General features: G+C 63.5%; 12 protein-coding genes and 1 tRNA gene. 10 read left to right on the top strand and 3 right to left on the bottom strand.

Annotated elements, in window-relative coordinates; all coding sequences use genetic code 11:
• Both JWR89_RS21700 and JWR89_RS21695 read right to left on the bottom strand, forming a co-directional pair.
• On the bottom strand, nucleotides 1-678 hold a 678-nt coding region (locus JWR89_RS21700), incomplete at its 3' end, for a DUF6538 domain-containing protein (protein ID WP_299720049.1).
• Nucleotides 679-778: 100 nt separating this feature from the next.
• Nucleotides 779-853, bottom strand: a tRNA-Gln gene (locus tag JWR89_RS21695).
• 203 nt (nucleotides 854-1,056) lie between these two features.
• Between JWR89_RS21695 and JWR89_RS21690 the strand changes: the two genes are divergently transcribed.
• The 3 genes from JWR89_RS21690 to JWR89_RS21680 all read left to right on the top strand — a co-directional run bounded on the left by JWR89_RS21690 (nucleotide 1,057) and on the right by JWR89_RS21680 (nucleotide 5,584).
• Nucleotides 1,057-2,841, top strand: coding sequence for an acyl-CoA dehydrogenase (locus tag JWR89_RS21690; protein WP_299720047.1), 1,785 nt, complete (start codon nucleotides 1,057-1,059; stop codon nucleotides 2,839-2,841).
• A 56-nt stretch (nucleotides 2,842-2,897) separates the two neighbouring features.
• The gene (locus tag JWR89_RS21685; protein ID WP_299720046.1) at nucleotides 2,898-3,659 is read left to right on the top strand and encodes a crotonase/enoyl-CoA hydratase family protein; all 762 of its coding nucleotides are present in this window, start codon (nucleotides 2,898-2,900) and stop codon (nucleotides 3,657-3,659) included.
• Between the two features lie 281 nt (nucleotides 3,660-3,940).
• Nucleotides 3,941-5,584: a bifunctional metallophosphatase/5'-nucleotidase gene (locus tag JWR89_RS21680; protein WP_299720045.1), complete on the top strand. Its 1,644-nt coding sequence runs from the start codon at nucleotides 3,941-3,943 to the stop codon at nucleotides 5,582-5,584.
• 58 nt (nucleotides 5,585-5,642) lie between these two features.
• Here JWR89_RS21680 and JWR89_RS21675 read toward each other — a convergent pair whose 3' ends face one another.
• Complete coding sequence (locus tag JWR89_RS21675) at nucleotides 5,643-8,024, bottom strand: EAL domain-containing protein (RefSeq protein WP_299720044.1); 2,382 nt, start codon at nucleotides 8,022-8,024, stop codon at nucleotides 5,643-5,645.
• 468 nt (nucleotides 8,025-8,492) lie between these two features.
• Here JWR89_RS21675 and JWR89_RS21670 point away from each other — a divergent pair, with 468 nt between their 5' ends.
• The 7 genes from JWR89_RS21670 to JWR89_RS21640 all read left to right on the top strand — a co-directional run bounded on the left by JWR89_RS21670 (nucleotide 8,493) and on the right by JWR89_RS21640 (nucleotide 16,057).
• Complete coding sequence (locus JWR89_RS21670; RefSeq protein ID WP_299720042.1) at nucleotides 8,493-9,419, top strand: histone deacetylase family protein; 927 nt, start codon at nucleotides 8,493-8,495, stop codon at nucleotides 9,417-9,419.
• Nucleotides 9,420-9,490: 71 nt separating this feature from the next.
• A complete protein-coding gene (locus JWR89_RS21665; protein WP_299720040.1) occupies nucleotides 9,491-9,742 on the top strand; it encodes an exodeoxyribonuclease VII small subunit in 252 nt (83 codons plus the stop codon).
• A gap of 76 nt (nucleotides 9,743-9,818) precedes the next feature.
• Nucleotides 9,819-11,126: a hypothetical protein gene (locus JWR89_RS21660; protein ID WP_299720038.1), complete on the top strand. Its 1,308-nt coding sequence runs from the start codon at nucleotides 9,819-9,821 to the stop codon at nucleotides 11,124-11,126.
• A 345-nt stretch (nucleotides 11,127-11,471) separates the two neighbouring features.
• Entirely contained in the window at nucleotides 11,472-13,397 is a 1,926-nt protein-coding gene (gene dxs, locus JWR89_RS21655; RefSeq protein WP_299720036.1) for a 1-deoxy-D-xylulose-5-phosphate synthase, read from the top strand.
• 128 nt (nucleotides 13,398-13,525) lie between these two features.
• Nucleotides 13,526-14,068 (top strand): nucleoside 2-deoxyribosyltransferase, encoded by a 543-nt coding sequence (locus tag JWR89_RS21650; protein WP_299720034.1) that lies wholly within the window; start codon nucleotides 13,526-13,528, stop codon nucleotides 14,066-14,068.
• Nucleotides 14,069-14,070: 2 nt separating this feature from the next.
• A complete protein-coding gene (locus JWR89_RS21645; RefSeq protein WP_299720032.1) occupies nucleotides 14,071-14,826 on the top strand; it encodes a TlyA family RNA methyltransferase in 756 nt (251 codons plus the stop codon).
• Nucleotides 14,819-16,057 (top strand): methyltransferase, encoded by a 1,239-nt coding sequence (locus JWR89_RS21640; protein WP_299720030.1) that lies wholly within the window; start codon nucleotides 14,819-14,821, stop codon nucleotides 16,055-16,057. Before JWR89_RS21645 ends, JWR89_RS21640 begins: the two co-directional genes overlap by 8 nt.
• Nucleotides 16,058-16,084 lie beyond the last annotated feature (27 nt).

Genomic DNA, 16,084 nt, shown 5'->3' with positions numbered 1-16,084 from the left:
CCTCGCACGAAGGATGCGATTTACGACATCGCCATCCTCGACACGCTCCCCTCCATAGCGACGGTCGATTTCGGCGAGTGCAAGTTTCATCCCGCGGAAGTAGGCCCCTTGAGCCATGTTGATGTTCATGGCGGTGGGCGCGGCCGCCACGTTCTCGATCATTTGCCTCAGGACATGATGCTTCGTCGGCACCAGACCGTTCATCTGGAGCATGGTCAGGTGACGCTGGACTGCCCCAATGTCAGCTCCCGAGAGGCCGTCGGACTTCATGCGGAGGCGATCCTCCTTGCGCACGATGGCCGCGGGGCCCTGCGCGTCGAGCAAGGTGTAAGTCCATAGGGCCCGCTTGTCGTCAGATCGCGCCTCCTCGACATCGAACCCGGGCGCGCACTTTGCAGCGAGGGCGACCCGCTCCAGCTTGGTCAGCTGCCGCTCGACGACTGCGCCAAGCATTGTCTCGATCTGGGACCGTGACAGGTGCAAGTCGGCGTTCTCGGCAAGCATCGCGGCGTCTTCCAGAATGGCATCGAGTTGGGTCGCCAGCCGACGCGCCATCACCGGGCTCGTCGTCCTCAGGCTCAAAAAAAGATGCGGGCGGTTCAGGCAAATGGCAAGCGCGCGGGGCGTGCGACGCCGCCAATAGTAGGTCGCCTCGCGGCGAAAGATGTGGACAGCCATCAGAACACGACCTCCTGTGCAGCAGGAATGTGTCGCAGTGCTGTGCATCAGCACCCCAGCCAGGCCGATTTTGCCGTGTTTTCAATTGCCGTCGGCGCGCTGGCTGGGGCGGGAGGGTTCGAACCTCCGCATGGGGGAATCAAAATCCCCTGCCTTACCACTTGGCGACGCCCCAACAGCCGGCGGCTACGCGCAGAGCGGGGCGACGCCCGCGCGGTTTCCCCCGGCAACGCCGGTCTATAGAGAGACCTCCCCCATTTCAACCACCTCCCCGGCCTGTTCCGGTCGCGGAATTCGCCGTTTGGCGTGTTGAGAGCCGGCCCATTTCGTGGGAATACGGCTTGCAACGGCTCCAAACCCTTCGAGAGAGAACCGGTCATGACCTACCGCGCGCCGATCCACGACATGCTGCTGGCCCTCAACCATGGCGCCGGCCTGCAGGCCGCCGTGCAGGCCGGCCATTATGGCGACTTCGACGGCGATATCGCCGCCGCCGTGCTGGAGGAGGCCGGACGCTTTGCCACCGACGTGCTGGCCCCGCTCAACCGGATCGGCGACAAGAACGGCATCCAGCTTAAGGATGGCCAGGTCACCACCGCGCCGGGCTGGCCGGAGGCCTATAAGCGCTGGACCGCGGCCGGCTGGAACGCGGTATCCGGGCCCGAAGCCTTTGGCGGCCAGGGCCTGCCGCTGGCCATTAATGCGGCCTGCACCGAGATCTGGAGCGCCTCGAACATCGCGTTCGGCCTGTGCCCGCTGCTGACGCTCTCCGCCATCGAGGCGCTCGACGCCCATGGCAGCGACGAACTCAAGCAGATCTATCTGGAGAAGCTGGTCACCGGCGAATGGACCGGCACCATGCAACTGACCGAGCCGCAGGCCGGCTCCGACGTCGGTGCCCTGCGCAGCCGCGCCGAACGCGCAGCCGACGGCAGCTACCGCATCTTTGGCAGCAAGATCTTCATCACCTACGGCGACCACGACATGACCGACAACATCGTGCATTTCGTGCTTGCGCGAATGCCCGATGCGCCTGCGGGCACCAAGGGCATCTCGCTGTTCCTGATCCCGAAATTCCTAGTCAATGCCGACGGCTCGCTCGGCGCCCGCAACGACATCTATCCGTCAGGCGTCGAGCATAAGCTCGGCATGCACGCCTCGCCGACCTGCACCATGACCATGGGGGACAAGGGTGGCGCGGTCGGTTACCTGATCGGCGAGGAAAACCGCGGTATGCTGTGCATGTTCACGATGATGAACCAGGCCCGTATCGGCGTCGGCCTCGAAGGCGTGGGGATCGCCGACCGCGCCTACCAGCAGGCTCTGGCGTTCGCGCAGGAGCGCAAGCAGGGCCGCGGCATCGGCAGCAAGACCACCGGCATGGACCCGATCATCGTGCATCCCGACGTCAAGCGCATGCTGATGCAGATGCGCGCGCTCACCGCCGCCGCGCGGACCATCTGCTACGCCACCGCCGTGGCGCTCGATATCGCCGCGCGCAGCACCGACGCCAAGGTCCGCTCGGAGGCCGCCGCCCGCGGCGCGCTGCTGACGCCGATCGCCAAGGCGTTCTCCACCGACATCGGCAACGAGGTCACCTCGCTCGGCGTCCAGGTCCATGGCGGCATGGGCTTCATCGAGGAAACCGGCGCGGCGCAGCACTATCGCGACGCCCGCATCACGGCGATCTACGAAGGCACCAACGGCATCCAGGCGATCGATCTGGTGACGCGAAAACTTGGCGCCAACGGCGGCGCCTCGGTGTGGGCGCTGCTCGACGAACTGTCGGAGATCGTCGGCCGCGTCGAGGCTTCCAACGATCCGGCCTTCGGCACAACCGGCGCCAAATTGCGCGACGCGCTAGGCGCGCTGGAGCGCAGCAGCAAGTGGCTGCTGGAGCGGCTGGCCTCGGCGCCATCGGACGCGCTGGCCGGCGCCACCCCCTATTTGCGGCTGTTCGGCTCGACGCTCGGCGGCTGCATGCTGGCCGGCGAGGCGCTGGCGGCGAAAGACATCAGTGATGGCGGCGGCGACCCGGCACGCTATGTCACGCTGGCGAGGTTCTTCGCCGAAAACATTACGGTGCAGGCGGGATCGCTGGAACGCACGGTGATCGACGGCGCTGAATCAGTGACGTCCGCCGACGCGGTGTTGCTGGCCTGATTTCCCTGTCATAGCCGTGCGGGACAAGCGCGAGCGGCAATCCAAAAGGACGCACGATGATCGGCCACGTGATCGTTACCGACGAAGACGCCACCCGCGTGATCATGCTGCGGCGACCGGAAAAGAAAAACGCGGTCACGCAGGACATGTACCGTGGCATGAGCGAGGCGATCGATACCGCTCAGAACAATCCGGAGATTCGCTGCATCATCATCACTGGCGGCTCCGGTGTCTTCACCGCCGGCAACGATCTCGAGGATTTTCTCAAGGACAGCGCCGAAAAGGCGGACTCCCCGCGGGCGTCGAACGCCGTGAAGTTCCTGTATTCGCTGGCGCAGAACACCAAGCCGATCATCGCCGCGGTGGACGGCATCGCGATCGGCATCGGCACCACCATGCTGTTTCACTGCGACTATGTGCTGGCCTCGACCACCGCGACGTTCTCGACGCCGTTCATCCATCTCGGCCTGGTGCCGGAAGCCGCCTCCAGCCTGCTGATGCCGCGCGCGATGGGTCATCAGCGCGCCTTTGCGACGCTGGTGATGGGCCGCAAGGTGACCGCAGAGGAGGCCCGCGAAGCCGGCTTCGTCAACGTGGTGGTGGCGCCCGGCCATACCGAGGCCGAAGCCCGGAAAGTGGCGCGCGAAATCTGCGCGCTGCCGGCGGAAGCGGTGGCGATCTCGCGCCGCCTGCTGAAGCTGCCGCCGGAGGACCTCACGCGGCGCATCGACCAGGAAGGCCAGTTATTCGGCGAACGCATGAAATCCACGGAAGCGATATCCGCGTTCAAGGCGTTCTTCGCGCGCAAGAAGGCGTGAAGGCGACCTCTCCCCGCTCTTCGCGGGGAGAGGTCGCACTGCGCGCGAGCGCAGTTCGGGTGAGGGGCGAGGCAGATCTGCCTTGATCGGGCCGTTGCATGCCCTCCCGATCCAAGACGGCTCCACACTAGAAATTTTGCATTATGAAATCTGCCATGCGAGCCGAAACGTTCTGCCAGCGCCAAGTACCTTGCTCCGCCCCTCACCCGGATCGCGAGAGCGATCCGACCTCTCCCCGCAAAGGGCGGGGAAAGGTTAGGACGGCGCGGATCGCAATCGCTGTGCTCGCCGCGTCGCTGTGGAGTTGCACCAGCGCCCATGCCCAGACGCCCACCTCCCCTGTCGATCTCACCCTGCTCGCCATCAACGATTTCCACGGCAATTTGCGGCCGCCGCCGGGCGGCATTTCGATCGACGATCCCGCTGACAGAACGAAAAAGATCACCGTCCGCGCCGGCGGCGCCGAGCATATGGCCACGCTGGTGGCGCAGCTCCGCGCCGCCAAGCAGAACTCGGTGTTCGTCGCTGCCGGCGACCTGATCGGCGCCAGCCCGTTCCTGTCGGCAATGTTCCACGACGAGCCAACCATCGAGTCGCTCTCGATGATGGGGCTGGAGATCGCCTCGGTCGGCAACCACGAATTCGACGAGGGGCTTGCCGAATTACGGAGGATGCAGAACGGCGGCTGTCATCCAGTCGACCATTGCCAGGGCTCGCATCCGTTCGCCGGTGCAACGTTCCGTTATCTCGCCGCCAGCACCATCGACATCCAGACCGGACAGCCGGTGCTGCCGCCCTACGAGATCAAGACCTTCGACGGCATCCCGGTCGGCTTCATCGGCCTGACGCTGAAGGGCACGCCGGGACTGGTATCGCCACCCGGCGTCGCCGGCCTCAGTTTCAAGGACGAAGCCGAGACGGTGAACGCCCTGATACCGGAACTGAAGGCCAAGGGCGTCGAGGCCATCGTGGTTCTGATCCACGAAGGCGGATTCCCCACCGGCGATTATAACGAATGCCCGGGGATTTCCGGGCCGATCGTCGAGATCGTCAAGAAGTTCGACCGCGCCGTCGATGTCGTCATCAGCGGCCACACCCACCGCGCCTATACGTGCGAGATCGACGGCCGGTTGGTCACCTCAGGCGACAAGTACGGCACCCTCGTCACCTCGATCGACCTCAAGCTCGACCGCACCACGCGCGACGTCATCAGCGCGAAGGCGAACAACCTCATCGTCCGCACCGATACCTATGCCGCCGATCCCGCGCAGACGGCGCTGCTCGCGTCCTATGACAAGGTCGCAGGCCCGATCGCCAATCGTCCGGTGGGATCGGTCACGGAAACCCTCTCGCGCATGCCGAATCCCGAGACCGGCGAAAGCCCGCTTGGCGACGTTGTCGCCGATGCGCACTTAGCCGCGACTTCGGCGGAAGCGCTTGGCGGCGCCGTCATCGCCTTTACCAACCCCGGCGGCATTCGCGCCGATATCGTCAAGCGGTCGGAGGGTCCGGTCACGTACGGCGACGTGTTTGCCGCGCAGCCATTTCGCAATCAACTGGTCACGCTGACGCTTACCGGCGCGCAGATCAAGGCGATGCTGGAGCAGCAATGGCTCGATCCGAAGCGGCCGCGCATCCTGCAGGTGTCGAAGGGATTTTCCTACGCCTGGAACGACAGCGCGACTTCGGGTAGCCGCGTTGCAGCGGAACGCATGATGTTGAATGGGCAAAAGATCGATCCCGCTGCGAATTATCGCGTGACCGTGAACCAGTTCATGTCGGTCGGCGGCGACGGCTTTACCGTGTTGAAGGGCGGTCTCGCGCCGCAGGTCGGCGTTTACGACGTCGACGCGCTGGATGCCTGGTTCAAGATCAACAGCCCGGTGGCACCGGGGATGCTGGACCGGATCGGAAAATTGAACTGAGCTGGGATGCGGAGCATCGCCAAATAGCACGAGGACGCGCGGGCGCCGATCAACCGGCCTACGCCACGTCGCGCCGGATCGTCTCACGCCCGGCGCCGGTCATCTCGCTACTGATATCGAATGGTTCCGGCCTGCCAACGGCATAACCCTGCGCATAATCGACGCCGATTTCGCGCAAAGCTTGAAAGATCTCCTCGCTTTCGACGAACTCTGCGACCGTTTTCTTACCCATGATCTTGCCGATATGGCTGATCATTTCGACCATCGCGCGGTCGATCGGATCGACCAGCATGTCTTTCACAAAACCGCCGTCGATCTTGAGGTAATTCACCGGAAGATGCTTGAGGTAAGCAAACGACGACATGCCGCTGCCAAAGTCGTCAAGCGAGAAACGACAACCTAGCTGTTGCAGCGAGCAAATAAACTCGCCCGCCTTGGCCAGTTTAGCTATCGCACTGGTCTCTGTGATTTCGAAACAGATGATCGTTGCCGGGATTTTGTGGGCGAGAAGCTGGTTGCGGACGTAATCTGGAAATCCGTCGTCCTGGAAAGTCGAGCCGGAAAGATTGATGGCACAGGTAGCGATCGGAATTGAAGTCCGATCGGCCCTTCGGTGGGCCAGGATCGCGAACGCGTTCCGTACCACCCAGCGGTCGATCAGGGTCATCAACCCATAGCGCTCCGCGGCAGGAATGAAATTGCCAGGCGCGATGAGCTGGCCATCCTCGTCCCGCAACCGCAACAGAAGCTCGACGTGCAGACCACCCACGTCGCGGTCGTCAAGCGGGACAATCTTCTGTGCGTGCAGGCAGAACCGATTTCCTTCCAGCGCCTCGTGAATGCGCTGCACCCAGGTCATTTCGTTAACCCGCCGCAACAACTCGTCGTCGCTCGAATGGTGAATCTGAACCCGGTTGCGGCCCTTCTCCTTGGCCATGTAGCAGGCGACGTCGGCTGTCCGCAGCGTGTCTTCAATCGTGGTATTGGCCTCGGCGATGCACACCAGACCGACGCTGACGGTGATGTTGAACACTCGGCCGTTCCAGACGAAATTCAATTCTTCCACCGTCTGCCGGAGACGCTCGGCGGTGCTCGCGGCCAGCTCGGCCCCGCAATTCTCCAGGAGGACGGCGAACTCATCGCCTCCCAAACGAGCCAACAGATCGCCGGGGCGCAGATGTTTTTGCAGCATTCCCGAAACCTGGCGGAGCAGCTGATCGCCAGCGGCATGACCGCAAGTGTCGTTGACGACCTTGAACTGGTCGAGATCGAGAAACATTAAAGCGTGCTGCGCCGAGCTCATGCCGACCCGCGGCAGCGCGTCCTCCAGGCGACGCTCGAACTCACGTCGATTGGCCAGATCGGTCAGCGTATCGTGCGACGCCTGGTGGGCCAATCGCGAGATATATTCCTGCTCCCGCGTCATATCGTGCAACACCATCACAGATCCCGCCGCCTCGGCTTCAATCAGCAACGGTGCGGCAACCCATGATACGGGGACCGAACTGGCGTCCTCCCGAATCAGCAGATGAGGTTGCCCGCCGCCGTTGACGGTCTTGCCGGCAAGGGCCTGCCCGATCAGGATTTTGTTGTCGACTCCGTCATCTTGATCGACAATGTGAAACAGTGACGTCAGATGTTTTCCCAGCGCATCGCCAACCCGCTGGGCCACCAGCCGCTCGGCCGTTGGGTTCATATATTCGACACAGCCATTCGCATCTGTACTGATCACGGCCTCGCCAATTGAAGCGAGTGTAACCTGCGCACGCTCTTTTTCAGCCTTCAGCGCATTCTCGAATGTCTGACGCTGAATGAGAAGTTTGCGGGTACGCCAGACTCCAAGCAGAATCAGCAGGGCAGCCGTGAAGATATTGACGACCGCCAATATCAGCTGGAGAAGTCGCGATCCCTCGCCGAGGCGCTCGGAAAAGGCTACTGCCAGCGGTGTAGTCCGTTCGTCAATCTCGTGGATTTTCGCCTTGAGTGCCTGGATGCGCTGCGGCGCGAGGGGCCCGCTGGCGACTTCCGAATGGATGGAAGCGGCAATATCGGCCAACTCATATATGACAAGATCAGCTGCCCGCCATTTCTCGATCGCCTTGGCGAGGTAGCTGACATCGCCGAAATAGCGAAACAGCCAGATCATGCCGTCGATGTCGTCGGTATGGTTGCCGCCCTGCAGAAAGCCCCCATACGCGGCGCCCAGATCGGGGACTGGCTTTTCGAGAGCGCGACGTGCTTTGAGATCACCAAGGGGCACGGCGATCGTCGATTGATAGCGACTGTAATATCTTTCGTCGCCGGTTTCGGTATAGAGGCTCAGGGCGTAAACCGCCTCCTTCTGTCCTTTTGACCAGAGGCTTTCGCCAGCGACGTAGGCGCGCACCGACGACAGCGCGTTCATGCTGATGCCGGCGACAATAGCCTGCAACAGCACCATCGTGGTGAAGGGCAGAACCGAACGAAGTAGGTGGGGAACTCCCGGGGAACTTTTCAATGAGCCCTATGAATCGTGAAAGATCGCGGTTGGCGTTCCGATGCTTCCAATGCCCTAACGGGCATAACTTCAGAAGCATGTGCGTAATGTGAAGACCGCTATTTCAACGATATTCACCAGAGGTTTCAGCATATCAAATTTCACCCGACGAACCGGCCGAGAGTGGATCATCCTGAATCAGCAGTTAAATGCAAATGACAATGACAAGGCACTGCTCCTGATAGCCGGAGCGTTGGCCAGCAAACCTCTCTTTGGTTCGCACGATGGATGCGTAGGCGCTATCACAGGCCTCCGGCGCTGCCGTAACGCCACCATCCCTATCCAAAGCGAGGACACCACCCCTTTCGGAACCCGGTTCCAGCAATTAAGCTACCCTTCAACACCCGCGCATCCCGCGCCTGGAATCCCTGTATGACGCTGCTGCTGTCGCATCTGGCCTGCCTCGATCACGATACGCCGCCCGGCCACCCCGAACGTCCCGACCGGCTGCGGGCGGTGGCGACGGTGCTGGGTGAAGCGCGCTTCGATGCGCTGGTGCGCGGCGAGGCGCCCGAGGGCAATCTCGACGTGGTCGGGCTGTGCCATGACGGGCACTACATCGACGAGTTGCGCCACGTCGCGCCGTCCAGCGGCATGATCTATCTCGACGGCGACACCTCGATGTCGCCCGGCACCTGGGAAGCAGTGATGCGCGGCGTCGGCGGTGCGGTCGCGGCGACCGACGCGGTGATGAAGGGCGAGACCACCAACGCCTTCGTGGCCACGCGGCCGCCCGGCCACCACGCCGAGATCAACAAGCCGATGGGCTTCTGTTTCTTCGACCAGGCAGCGATTGCGGCGCGTTACGCGCAGCGCACCTACGGCATTGGACGCGCCGCAGTGGTGGATTTCGACGTCCACCATGGCAACGGCACCCAGGACATTTTCTGGTCGGATCCCACGGTGATGTATTGCTCGACGCACCAGATGCCGCTGTTTCCCGGTACCGGGGCGAGCGGCGAACGCGGCGAGCACGACACCGTGGTCAACGCGCCGCTGGCCGATGGCGACGGCGGCGCTAAATTCCGCATGGCGTTCGAGAACCTGATTCTGCCGCAGCTGCAGAAATTTGCGCCGGAACTGATCATCATCTCCGCCGGCTTCGATGCACATCGCCGCGATCCGCTGGCTTCGCTCAATCTCGACGCGGAGGATTTCGGCTGGGTGACGCGCAAGCTGATGGACCAAGCCGACAAGAGCGCCGGCGGCCGCATTGTCTCGGTGCTGGAGGGTGGCTATGATCTGCAGGGCCTGAAGGAATCGGTGGCGGCCCATGTCACCGCGCTGATGGGCGCATGATTCCCGCCACACTCCGCCCTCAAACATCATCTTGAATCGGCGTCCCCGAGGGCGCGCAGCAGGAACGCGATATGGCCGAACCGACCCATGCGGACGTCAAGAAGCTGACCTTCGAGCGCGCCATCGAAGAGCTCGAGACCATCGTCAAGCGGCTGGAAGACGGCAAGGTGCCGCTGGAGGAATCAGTAGCCATCTACGAGCGCGGCGAGGCCCTGAAGCGGCGCTGCGACGAGTTGCTGCGCCAGGCCGAGGCCCGGGTCGACAAGATCACCACGGATTCCAGCGGCCAGGTCACCGGCACGGAGCCGCTGGACGTCGAGTGAGCGGAAACAGTCCGCCCGAATTAGCGCTTCGCGCATCCATCGGGCTATAGTCCCGCACTCATTCCGGGGAACCAGCGTGCGCATCCAGCACCGTCATGTCATCTATGTGCAGGGATACGATCCGCGGGGCCTCTCGCAGTATTACCGCATGTTTCGCACCGAACTGCGCAAGTTCGGGCGCCTGTACGACCTCGCCACCACGGTGAGCCGGCCGAAGGGCCCGCCCGACGGCGAGTTTTCCGCTGAATCCGCCTCCTGGAGCATCGAGACCTCCGGCCAGGGCTGGCAGACCCGTACCGATTACGATTTCCTGCGCTGGGAAGACCTGATCCAGCGCGATTTGGCGTGGCCGATCTGGCGTACGCTGGCCTATGCCATCGCGATCTACTGGCGTCTGGTGTTTTCCGGCACCATGGGCCGGTTCTGGTCAGCCCATTGGCGATTTGCCACCTTCATCAGCTATCCGCACGTCCTGCTGCTCAACGAGGCGATCTGGTCGGCTGCGATCGCGTGGGTGTTCGGTTTCGGGCTGCAATGGCTCGGAATTCACGGCTTTCTGGTCGGCGCCGGGGCGCTGGCGGTGTTCGTGGCCGTGCTCGGCACGCTGCTGAGGACGACCGAGCACCTCAGCTACCTGCTCTATCTGATGTCCGACACCATCTTTACCTGGCAATTCTCCCACGGCCAGCGGCCGGACTGGGACGCCCGGATCGATCGTTTCGCGCAGCGCCTCGTCGAGGTTGCCCGCACCAGCGAGGCCCAGGAAATCGTCCTGGTGGGCCACAGCTCGGGTTCTTTCCTCGGCTCCGAAATCGTCGCGCGGGCGCTGAAACTGGATCCCGAGCTGGGCCGTCACGGCCCCCGGGTGGTGCTGCTGACGCTGGGCGGCAACATGCCGATCGTCGGCTTCCACAAGGCCGCGACCGGATTTCGCGACAACCTGCGGCGGCTGGCGGTGGAGCCGTCGATCGACTGGATCGACTGCCAGTCACGCAAGGACGTGATGAACTTCTTTCCGTTTGATCCGGTCGCCGGCCACGGCATCGACGCCGGCCCCCAGAAGCGCAATCCTACCATTGTACCGGTCCGGTTCCGCGAAATCATCCGCGCGGAACATTACAACCGCTTCCGCTGGAAGTTCTTCCGGGTGCATTTCCAGTTCGTCATGGCCAACGAGCGGCCGCATTCTTACGATTTCTACATGATAGTCTGCGGCCCGGTCCCGCTGAAAGAGCGTTTCACCAAGCCGACCGCTGCGCTGGCGCTGGTCACGGGCGACCCCATATCCCGCCAAAATGCATGGCAGAGACTAGACTTGGGGACCCAAAGCCTGCATCCCGCCGATGCAGGGGCTCCCGAACCGGTCGCCCGCCGCCTTGGTTAATGCTACTAGAACGTGTATAGTATCTAAACACACCCTCCAAAGATGTGGCAGCGCGGTTGGCTTTGGTCGCTGCTTTGGTGTAAAGGGACTGAGACTATGCGCTGACGGGCGGGCTGAAATGCCGGTCCTTAACGTTGATAAGCGCTTCAACCATCTGACAAAAATGTTCAGAGGGAGGGAGCTGCCAAGCATGCTAGATATCACAGTGAAACAGCGAAGCCCATTACAAGGCTTCGAACAAGGCTTCCCGGTTCTGGAGGCTGCGAGTGTCCGGATTGTGACGCGCGGAAACGCCGCCACCCCGGGCCGGACGCAGTCCCGGACATGTAAAATTGGAATAGTGCCGTGACCGATTTTAGTAAGACACCGCTGCTCGATACGATCAAGACTCCGGAAGATCTCCGCAAGTTGAAGGTCGAGCAGATTCGACAGGTCGCCGACGAATTGCGTCAGGAGACCATCGATGCCGTGTCGGAGACCGGAGGCCATTTTGGCGCCGGCCTAGGCGTCGTCGAACTGACGACCGCCCTGCATTACGTATTCGATACCCCGCGCGACCGCCTGATTTGGGACGTCGGCCATCAGGCCTATCCGCACAAGATCCTGACCGGCCGCCGCGACCGGATTCGCACCCTGCGCACCGCGGGCGGCCTGTCCGGCTTCACCAAGCGGACCGAGAGCGAATACGACCCGTTCGGCGCCGCGCATTCCTCGACCTCGATTTCCGCCGGCCTCGGCATGGCCGTTGCCCGCGACCTTTCGGGCGGCAAGAACAACGTTATCGCCGTGATTGGTGACGGCGCGATGTCAGCCGGCATGGCCTACGAGGCCATGAACAACGCCGGCGCGATGAATTCCCGCCTGATCGTCATCCTCAACGACAACGACATGTCGATCGCGCCGCCGGTCGGCGCCATGTCGGCCTATCTGTCGCGGATGTATTCGGGCAAGACCTACCGCTCGCTGCGCGACGCCGCCAAGCAGCTTGGCAAACATCTGCCGAAGGTGATCGCCGATCGCGCCGGTCGCGTCGAGGAATACTCCCGCGCCTTCATGGCCGGTGGCGGAACGCTGTTCGAGGAGCTCGGCTTCTATTACGTCGGCCCGATCGACGGTCACAATCTCGACCATCTGCTGCCGGTGTTGCAGAACGTCCGCGACATGGAGACCGGCCCCATCCTGGTCCATGTCGTGACCCAGAAGGGCAAGGGCTACGGCCCGGCGGAAGCCGCGGCCGACAAGTATCACGCGGTGGTCAAGTTCGACATCGCCACCGGCGCACAGTCCAAATCCAAGCCCAACGCGCCGTCCTACCAGAACGTGTTTGGCGCCTCGCTGGTCAAGGAAGCCGCCAAGGACGACAAGATCGTCGCCATCACCGCGGCAATGCCGTCGGGCACCGGCGTCGACATCTTCAACAAGGCCTATCCCGACCGCACCTTCGACGTCGGCATCGCCGAACAGCACGCAGTGACTTTCGCCGCGGGTCTGGCCACCGAGGGCTACAAGCCGTTCTGTGCGATCTATTCGACATTCCTGCAGCGCGGCTATGACCAGATCGTCCACGACGTCGCGATCCAAGGCCTGCCGGTGCGTTTTGCCATCGACCGTGCCGGCCTGGTCGGCGCCGACGGCGCTACCCATGCGGGCTCGTTCGACAACGCCTATCTCGGCTGCCTGCCGAACTTCGTCATCATGGCGGCGTCCGACGAGGCCGAACTGGTCCACATGGTCGCCACTCAGGTCGCCATCGACGACCGGCCGAGCGCGCTGCGTTATCCGCGCGGCGAAGGCCGTGGTGTCGAGATGCCGGAAGTCGGCATCCCCCTGGAAATCGGCAAGGGCCGGATTGTCCGCGAGGGCACCAAGATCGCGCTGTTGTCGTTCGGCACCCGTCTCGCCGAGTGCGAGAAGGCAGCCGACGAACTCGCCACGCTTGGCCTGTCCACCACCATCGCCGACGCGCGCTTCATGAAGCCGCTCGACGAGGACATGATCCTGAAGCTGGCGCGCGACCACGAGATCCTGCTGACCATCGAGGAAGGCTCGATCGGCGGTTTCGGCAGCCACGTCATGCAGTTCCTGTCCGACAACGGCATGCTCGACGGCGGGTTGCGGATGCGCTCGCTGGTGCTGCCCGACGTCTTTCAGGACCACGATTCGCCGGCCGCGATGTACGGCCGCGCCGGACTCGACGCCAAGGGCATCGTGAAAAAGGTGTTCGAGACCCTCGGCAAGGACTTTACCGCCGAGACAGTGAAGCTGGCTTAAGCCGGGCCTGACACGACAGCGCTGCGTTCGTCATTGCGAGCGCAGCGAAGCAATCCAGAGAGCCACAACGCACATTCTGGATTGCTTCGTCGCAAGTGCTCCTCGCAATGACGATGGATGCATCCGGCATGAAAATCTACCTCGCAGGCCCCGATGTCTTCCTGCCGGACGCCGTCGCCATCGGGCGACGCAAGGTCGATATCTGCGCCCGGCGCGGCCTGATCGGGCTTTACCCGCTCGACAACATCATCGATCTTGCGGCTGATAGCGCCTCGCTACAAATTTTTCGCGGCAACGAGACCATGATGAACGAGGCCGACGCGATCATCGCCAATCTGACGCCGTTTCGCGGCCCCGGCGCCGACGCCGGGACGGTGTATGAACTCGGTTACATGGCGGGGCGCGGGAAGCCCTGCTTCGGCTACAGCAACGACCCCACGCTGTACGTCGATCGGGTGCGCGAACGCTCGCAGGTTACCTCGCAGGATGGCCATCTGGTCGATGGCGACGGACTGACTGTGGAGAATTTCGGGCACACCGACAATCTGATGATGATCCACGGGCTTGAACTGCACGGCGCGCCGCTCGTCGTGCCGCACCGGGCGCCCGATGACCTCTGGCATGACCTGACCAGCTTCGAGGCCTGCGTCCGCCTCGCGGCAGCGCTCTGATCATGGCCAAGCGCCCCGTCAACGCGCCTACCGCACGCAAGCGCGCCGACCTGCTGCTGGTCGAGCGCGGATTGTTCGAAAGTCGCGCGAGGGCGCAGGCGGCGATCGAGGCCGGCCTGGTGATCGCCGACGACAAGCGGGTCGCCAAGGCGTCGGAAAGCATTCCGGAAGACGCCGTGATCCAGGCAGAGCCCGCGCATCCCTTCGTCTCGCGCGGCGGCGTCAAGCTGTCCGGCGCGCTGGAGCGCTACCCGATAGAGATCGAGGACCACGTCTGCCTCGACGTCGGCGCCTCGACCGGTGGCTTCACCGAAGTGCTGCTGGCCAATGGCGCCAGCATGGTGTTCGCCATCGATGTCGGCCGCGGCCAGTTGCACCCCTCGCTGCAGGGACATCCCAAAATCGTCTCGATGGAAGAGACCGACATCCGCGCTTACGAGAACAAGCGGCTGCCGGCGCGGCCCGATGTCGTCGTGATCGACGTCAGTTTCATCTCGCTGAAGGCCGTACTTCCGGTGGCTTTGTCGCTGGCGGCAGCGCCGATGCATCTGCTGGCGCTGATCAAGCCGCAATTCGAGGCGCCGCGCCAACATTCCAAGCGGGGCATCATCAAGGACGCTGCCGTCCACCAGGCGGTGTGCGATGACATCGCCGCATTCGCTGCGACACAAGGCTGTACTGACATTGACATCTTCCCCTCCCCCATCGCCGGCGGCGACGGCAATCTCGAATTCTTCCTCGGCGCGCGCCGTGGTTGAACGACTCACCATCGACCATGTCGGACAGCGCGGCGACGGCGTCGGCTATGCGGCGGGCGAAGCGCTGTTCGTGCCCTATACGCTGGCCGGCGAGATCATCGAGGCCGAGCCCGTCGCCGGCCACGCTGAGCGCCGGCATCTCATCCACGTCGAGACCCCCAGCACCGAACGCATCGATCCCTTTTGCACCTATTTCGGCCGCTGCGGTGGCTGCGCCATCCAGCACTGGCAACCCGATCCGTATCAGGCCTGGAAGCGGCAGACCGTGGTCGATACGCTTGCCCACGCCAGGATCGAATGCCCGGTCGATCCGATCATCGATGCCCATGGCGCCGGCCGTCGCCGCATCACCGTGCATGCGCGGCGCGGCGGCGACGGCAACCTGCGCGTCGGCTTTGCCGCCGCTGCCAGCCACGCCATCATCGCCATCGACGATTGCCCGATCCTCGATCCCGGCCTGAAAGGCGCACTCGATGCGGCGCGCGCGCTCGCGGAGCTGCTGAAACCCACCAACAAGCCGCTCGACATCCAGGTCACCGCGGCCAGCAACGGCCTCGACATCGACGTGCGCGGCACTGGCCCGCTGCCGGCGCCGCTGATCGCCGCGCTGTCGCGGCTTGCCGAAACCCACAAGCTCGCAAGGCTGACGCGCCATGGCGAACTGGTCCTGATGCGCAACCCGCCGATGATCCAGGTCGGCGCTGCGCAAGTGGTCCTGCCGCCAGGCTCGTTCCTGCAGGCCACGGCCGCCGGCGAGGAAGCCCTCGCCGCGCTCGTGGTAAAGTACTGCAAGGGCTCGAAGGTGGTCGCCGACCTGTTCTGCGGCGTCGGCCCGTTCGCGTTGCGGCTCGCCGCGAAATCGCGGATTGTGGCGTTCGACAGCGACGCCGGCGCCATCCTGTCGCTGCAACAGGCGGCAAAAGACACATCGGGTTTGAAGCCGATCCAGGCCGCGGTGCGAGACCTGTTTCACCGCCCGATGGTGGCGCAGGAGTTGCGCGACATCGACGCCGTGGTGTTCGATCCGCCGCGGCAGGGCGCGCAGGCGCAAGCCGAAAAGCTGGCGGCCAGCAAGATCCCGACCGTGGTCGCGGTGTCCTGCAACGTGCAGAGCTTCGTGCGCGATGCCAGGATCCTGATCGATGGCGGCTACAAGATCGACAGCGTCACGCCGGTGGACCAGTTCCGCCATACACCGCATGTCGAACTGGTGGCACGGTTTCGAAGATAGTATTTCGCGCCACGCGCGTGCTCCTTC

The sequence above is a fragment of the Tardiphaga sp. genome (genome assembly GCF_028290785.1).
GTDB lineage: Bacteria > Pseudomonadota > Alphaproteobacteria > Rhizobiales > Xanthobacteraceae > Tardiphaga.
This window is presented reverse-complemented; position numbering and strand designations above follow the sequence as displayed.

Coding starts and splice junctions, on each gene's coding strand:
- JWR89_RS21690 (WP_299720047.1), top strand. CDS start 1,057: ATGACCTACCGCGCGCCGATCCACGACATGCTGCTGGCCCTCAACCAT.
- JWR89_RS21645 (WP_299720032.1), top strand. CDS start 14,071: ATGGCCAAGCGCCCCGTCAACGCGCCTACCGCACGCAAGCGCGCCGAC.
- JWR89_RS21665 (WP_299720040.1), top strand. CDS start 9,491: ATGGCCGAACCGACCCATGCGGACGTCAAGAAGCTGACCTTCGAGCGC.
- JWR89_RS21685 (WP_299720046.1), top strand. CDS start 2,898: ATGATCGGCCACGTGATCGTTACCGACGAAGACGCCACCCGCGTGATC.
- JWR89_RS21650 (WP_299720034.1), top strand. CDS start 13,526: ATGAAAATCTACCTCGCAGGCCCCGATGTCTTCCTGCCGGACGCCGTC.
- JWR89_RS21675 (WP_299720044.1), bottom strand. CDS start 8,024: ATGGTGCTGTTGCAGGCTATTGTCGCCGGCATCAGCATGAACGCGCTG.
- JWR89_RS21670 (WP_299720042.1), top strand. CDS start 8,493: ATGACGCTGCTGCTGTCGCATCTGGCCTGCCTCGATCACGATACGCCG.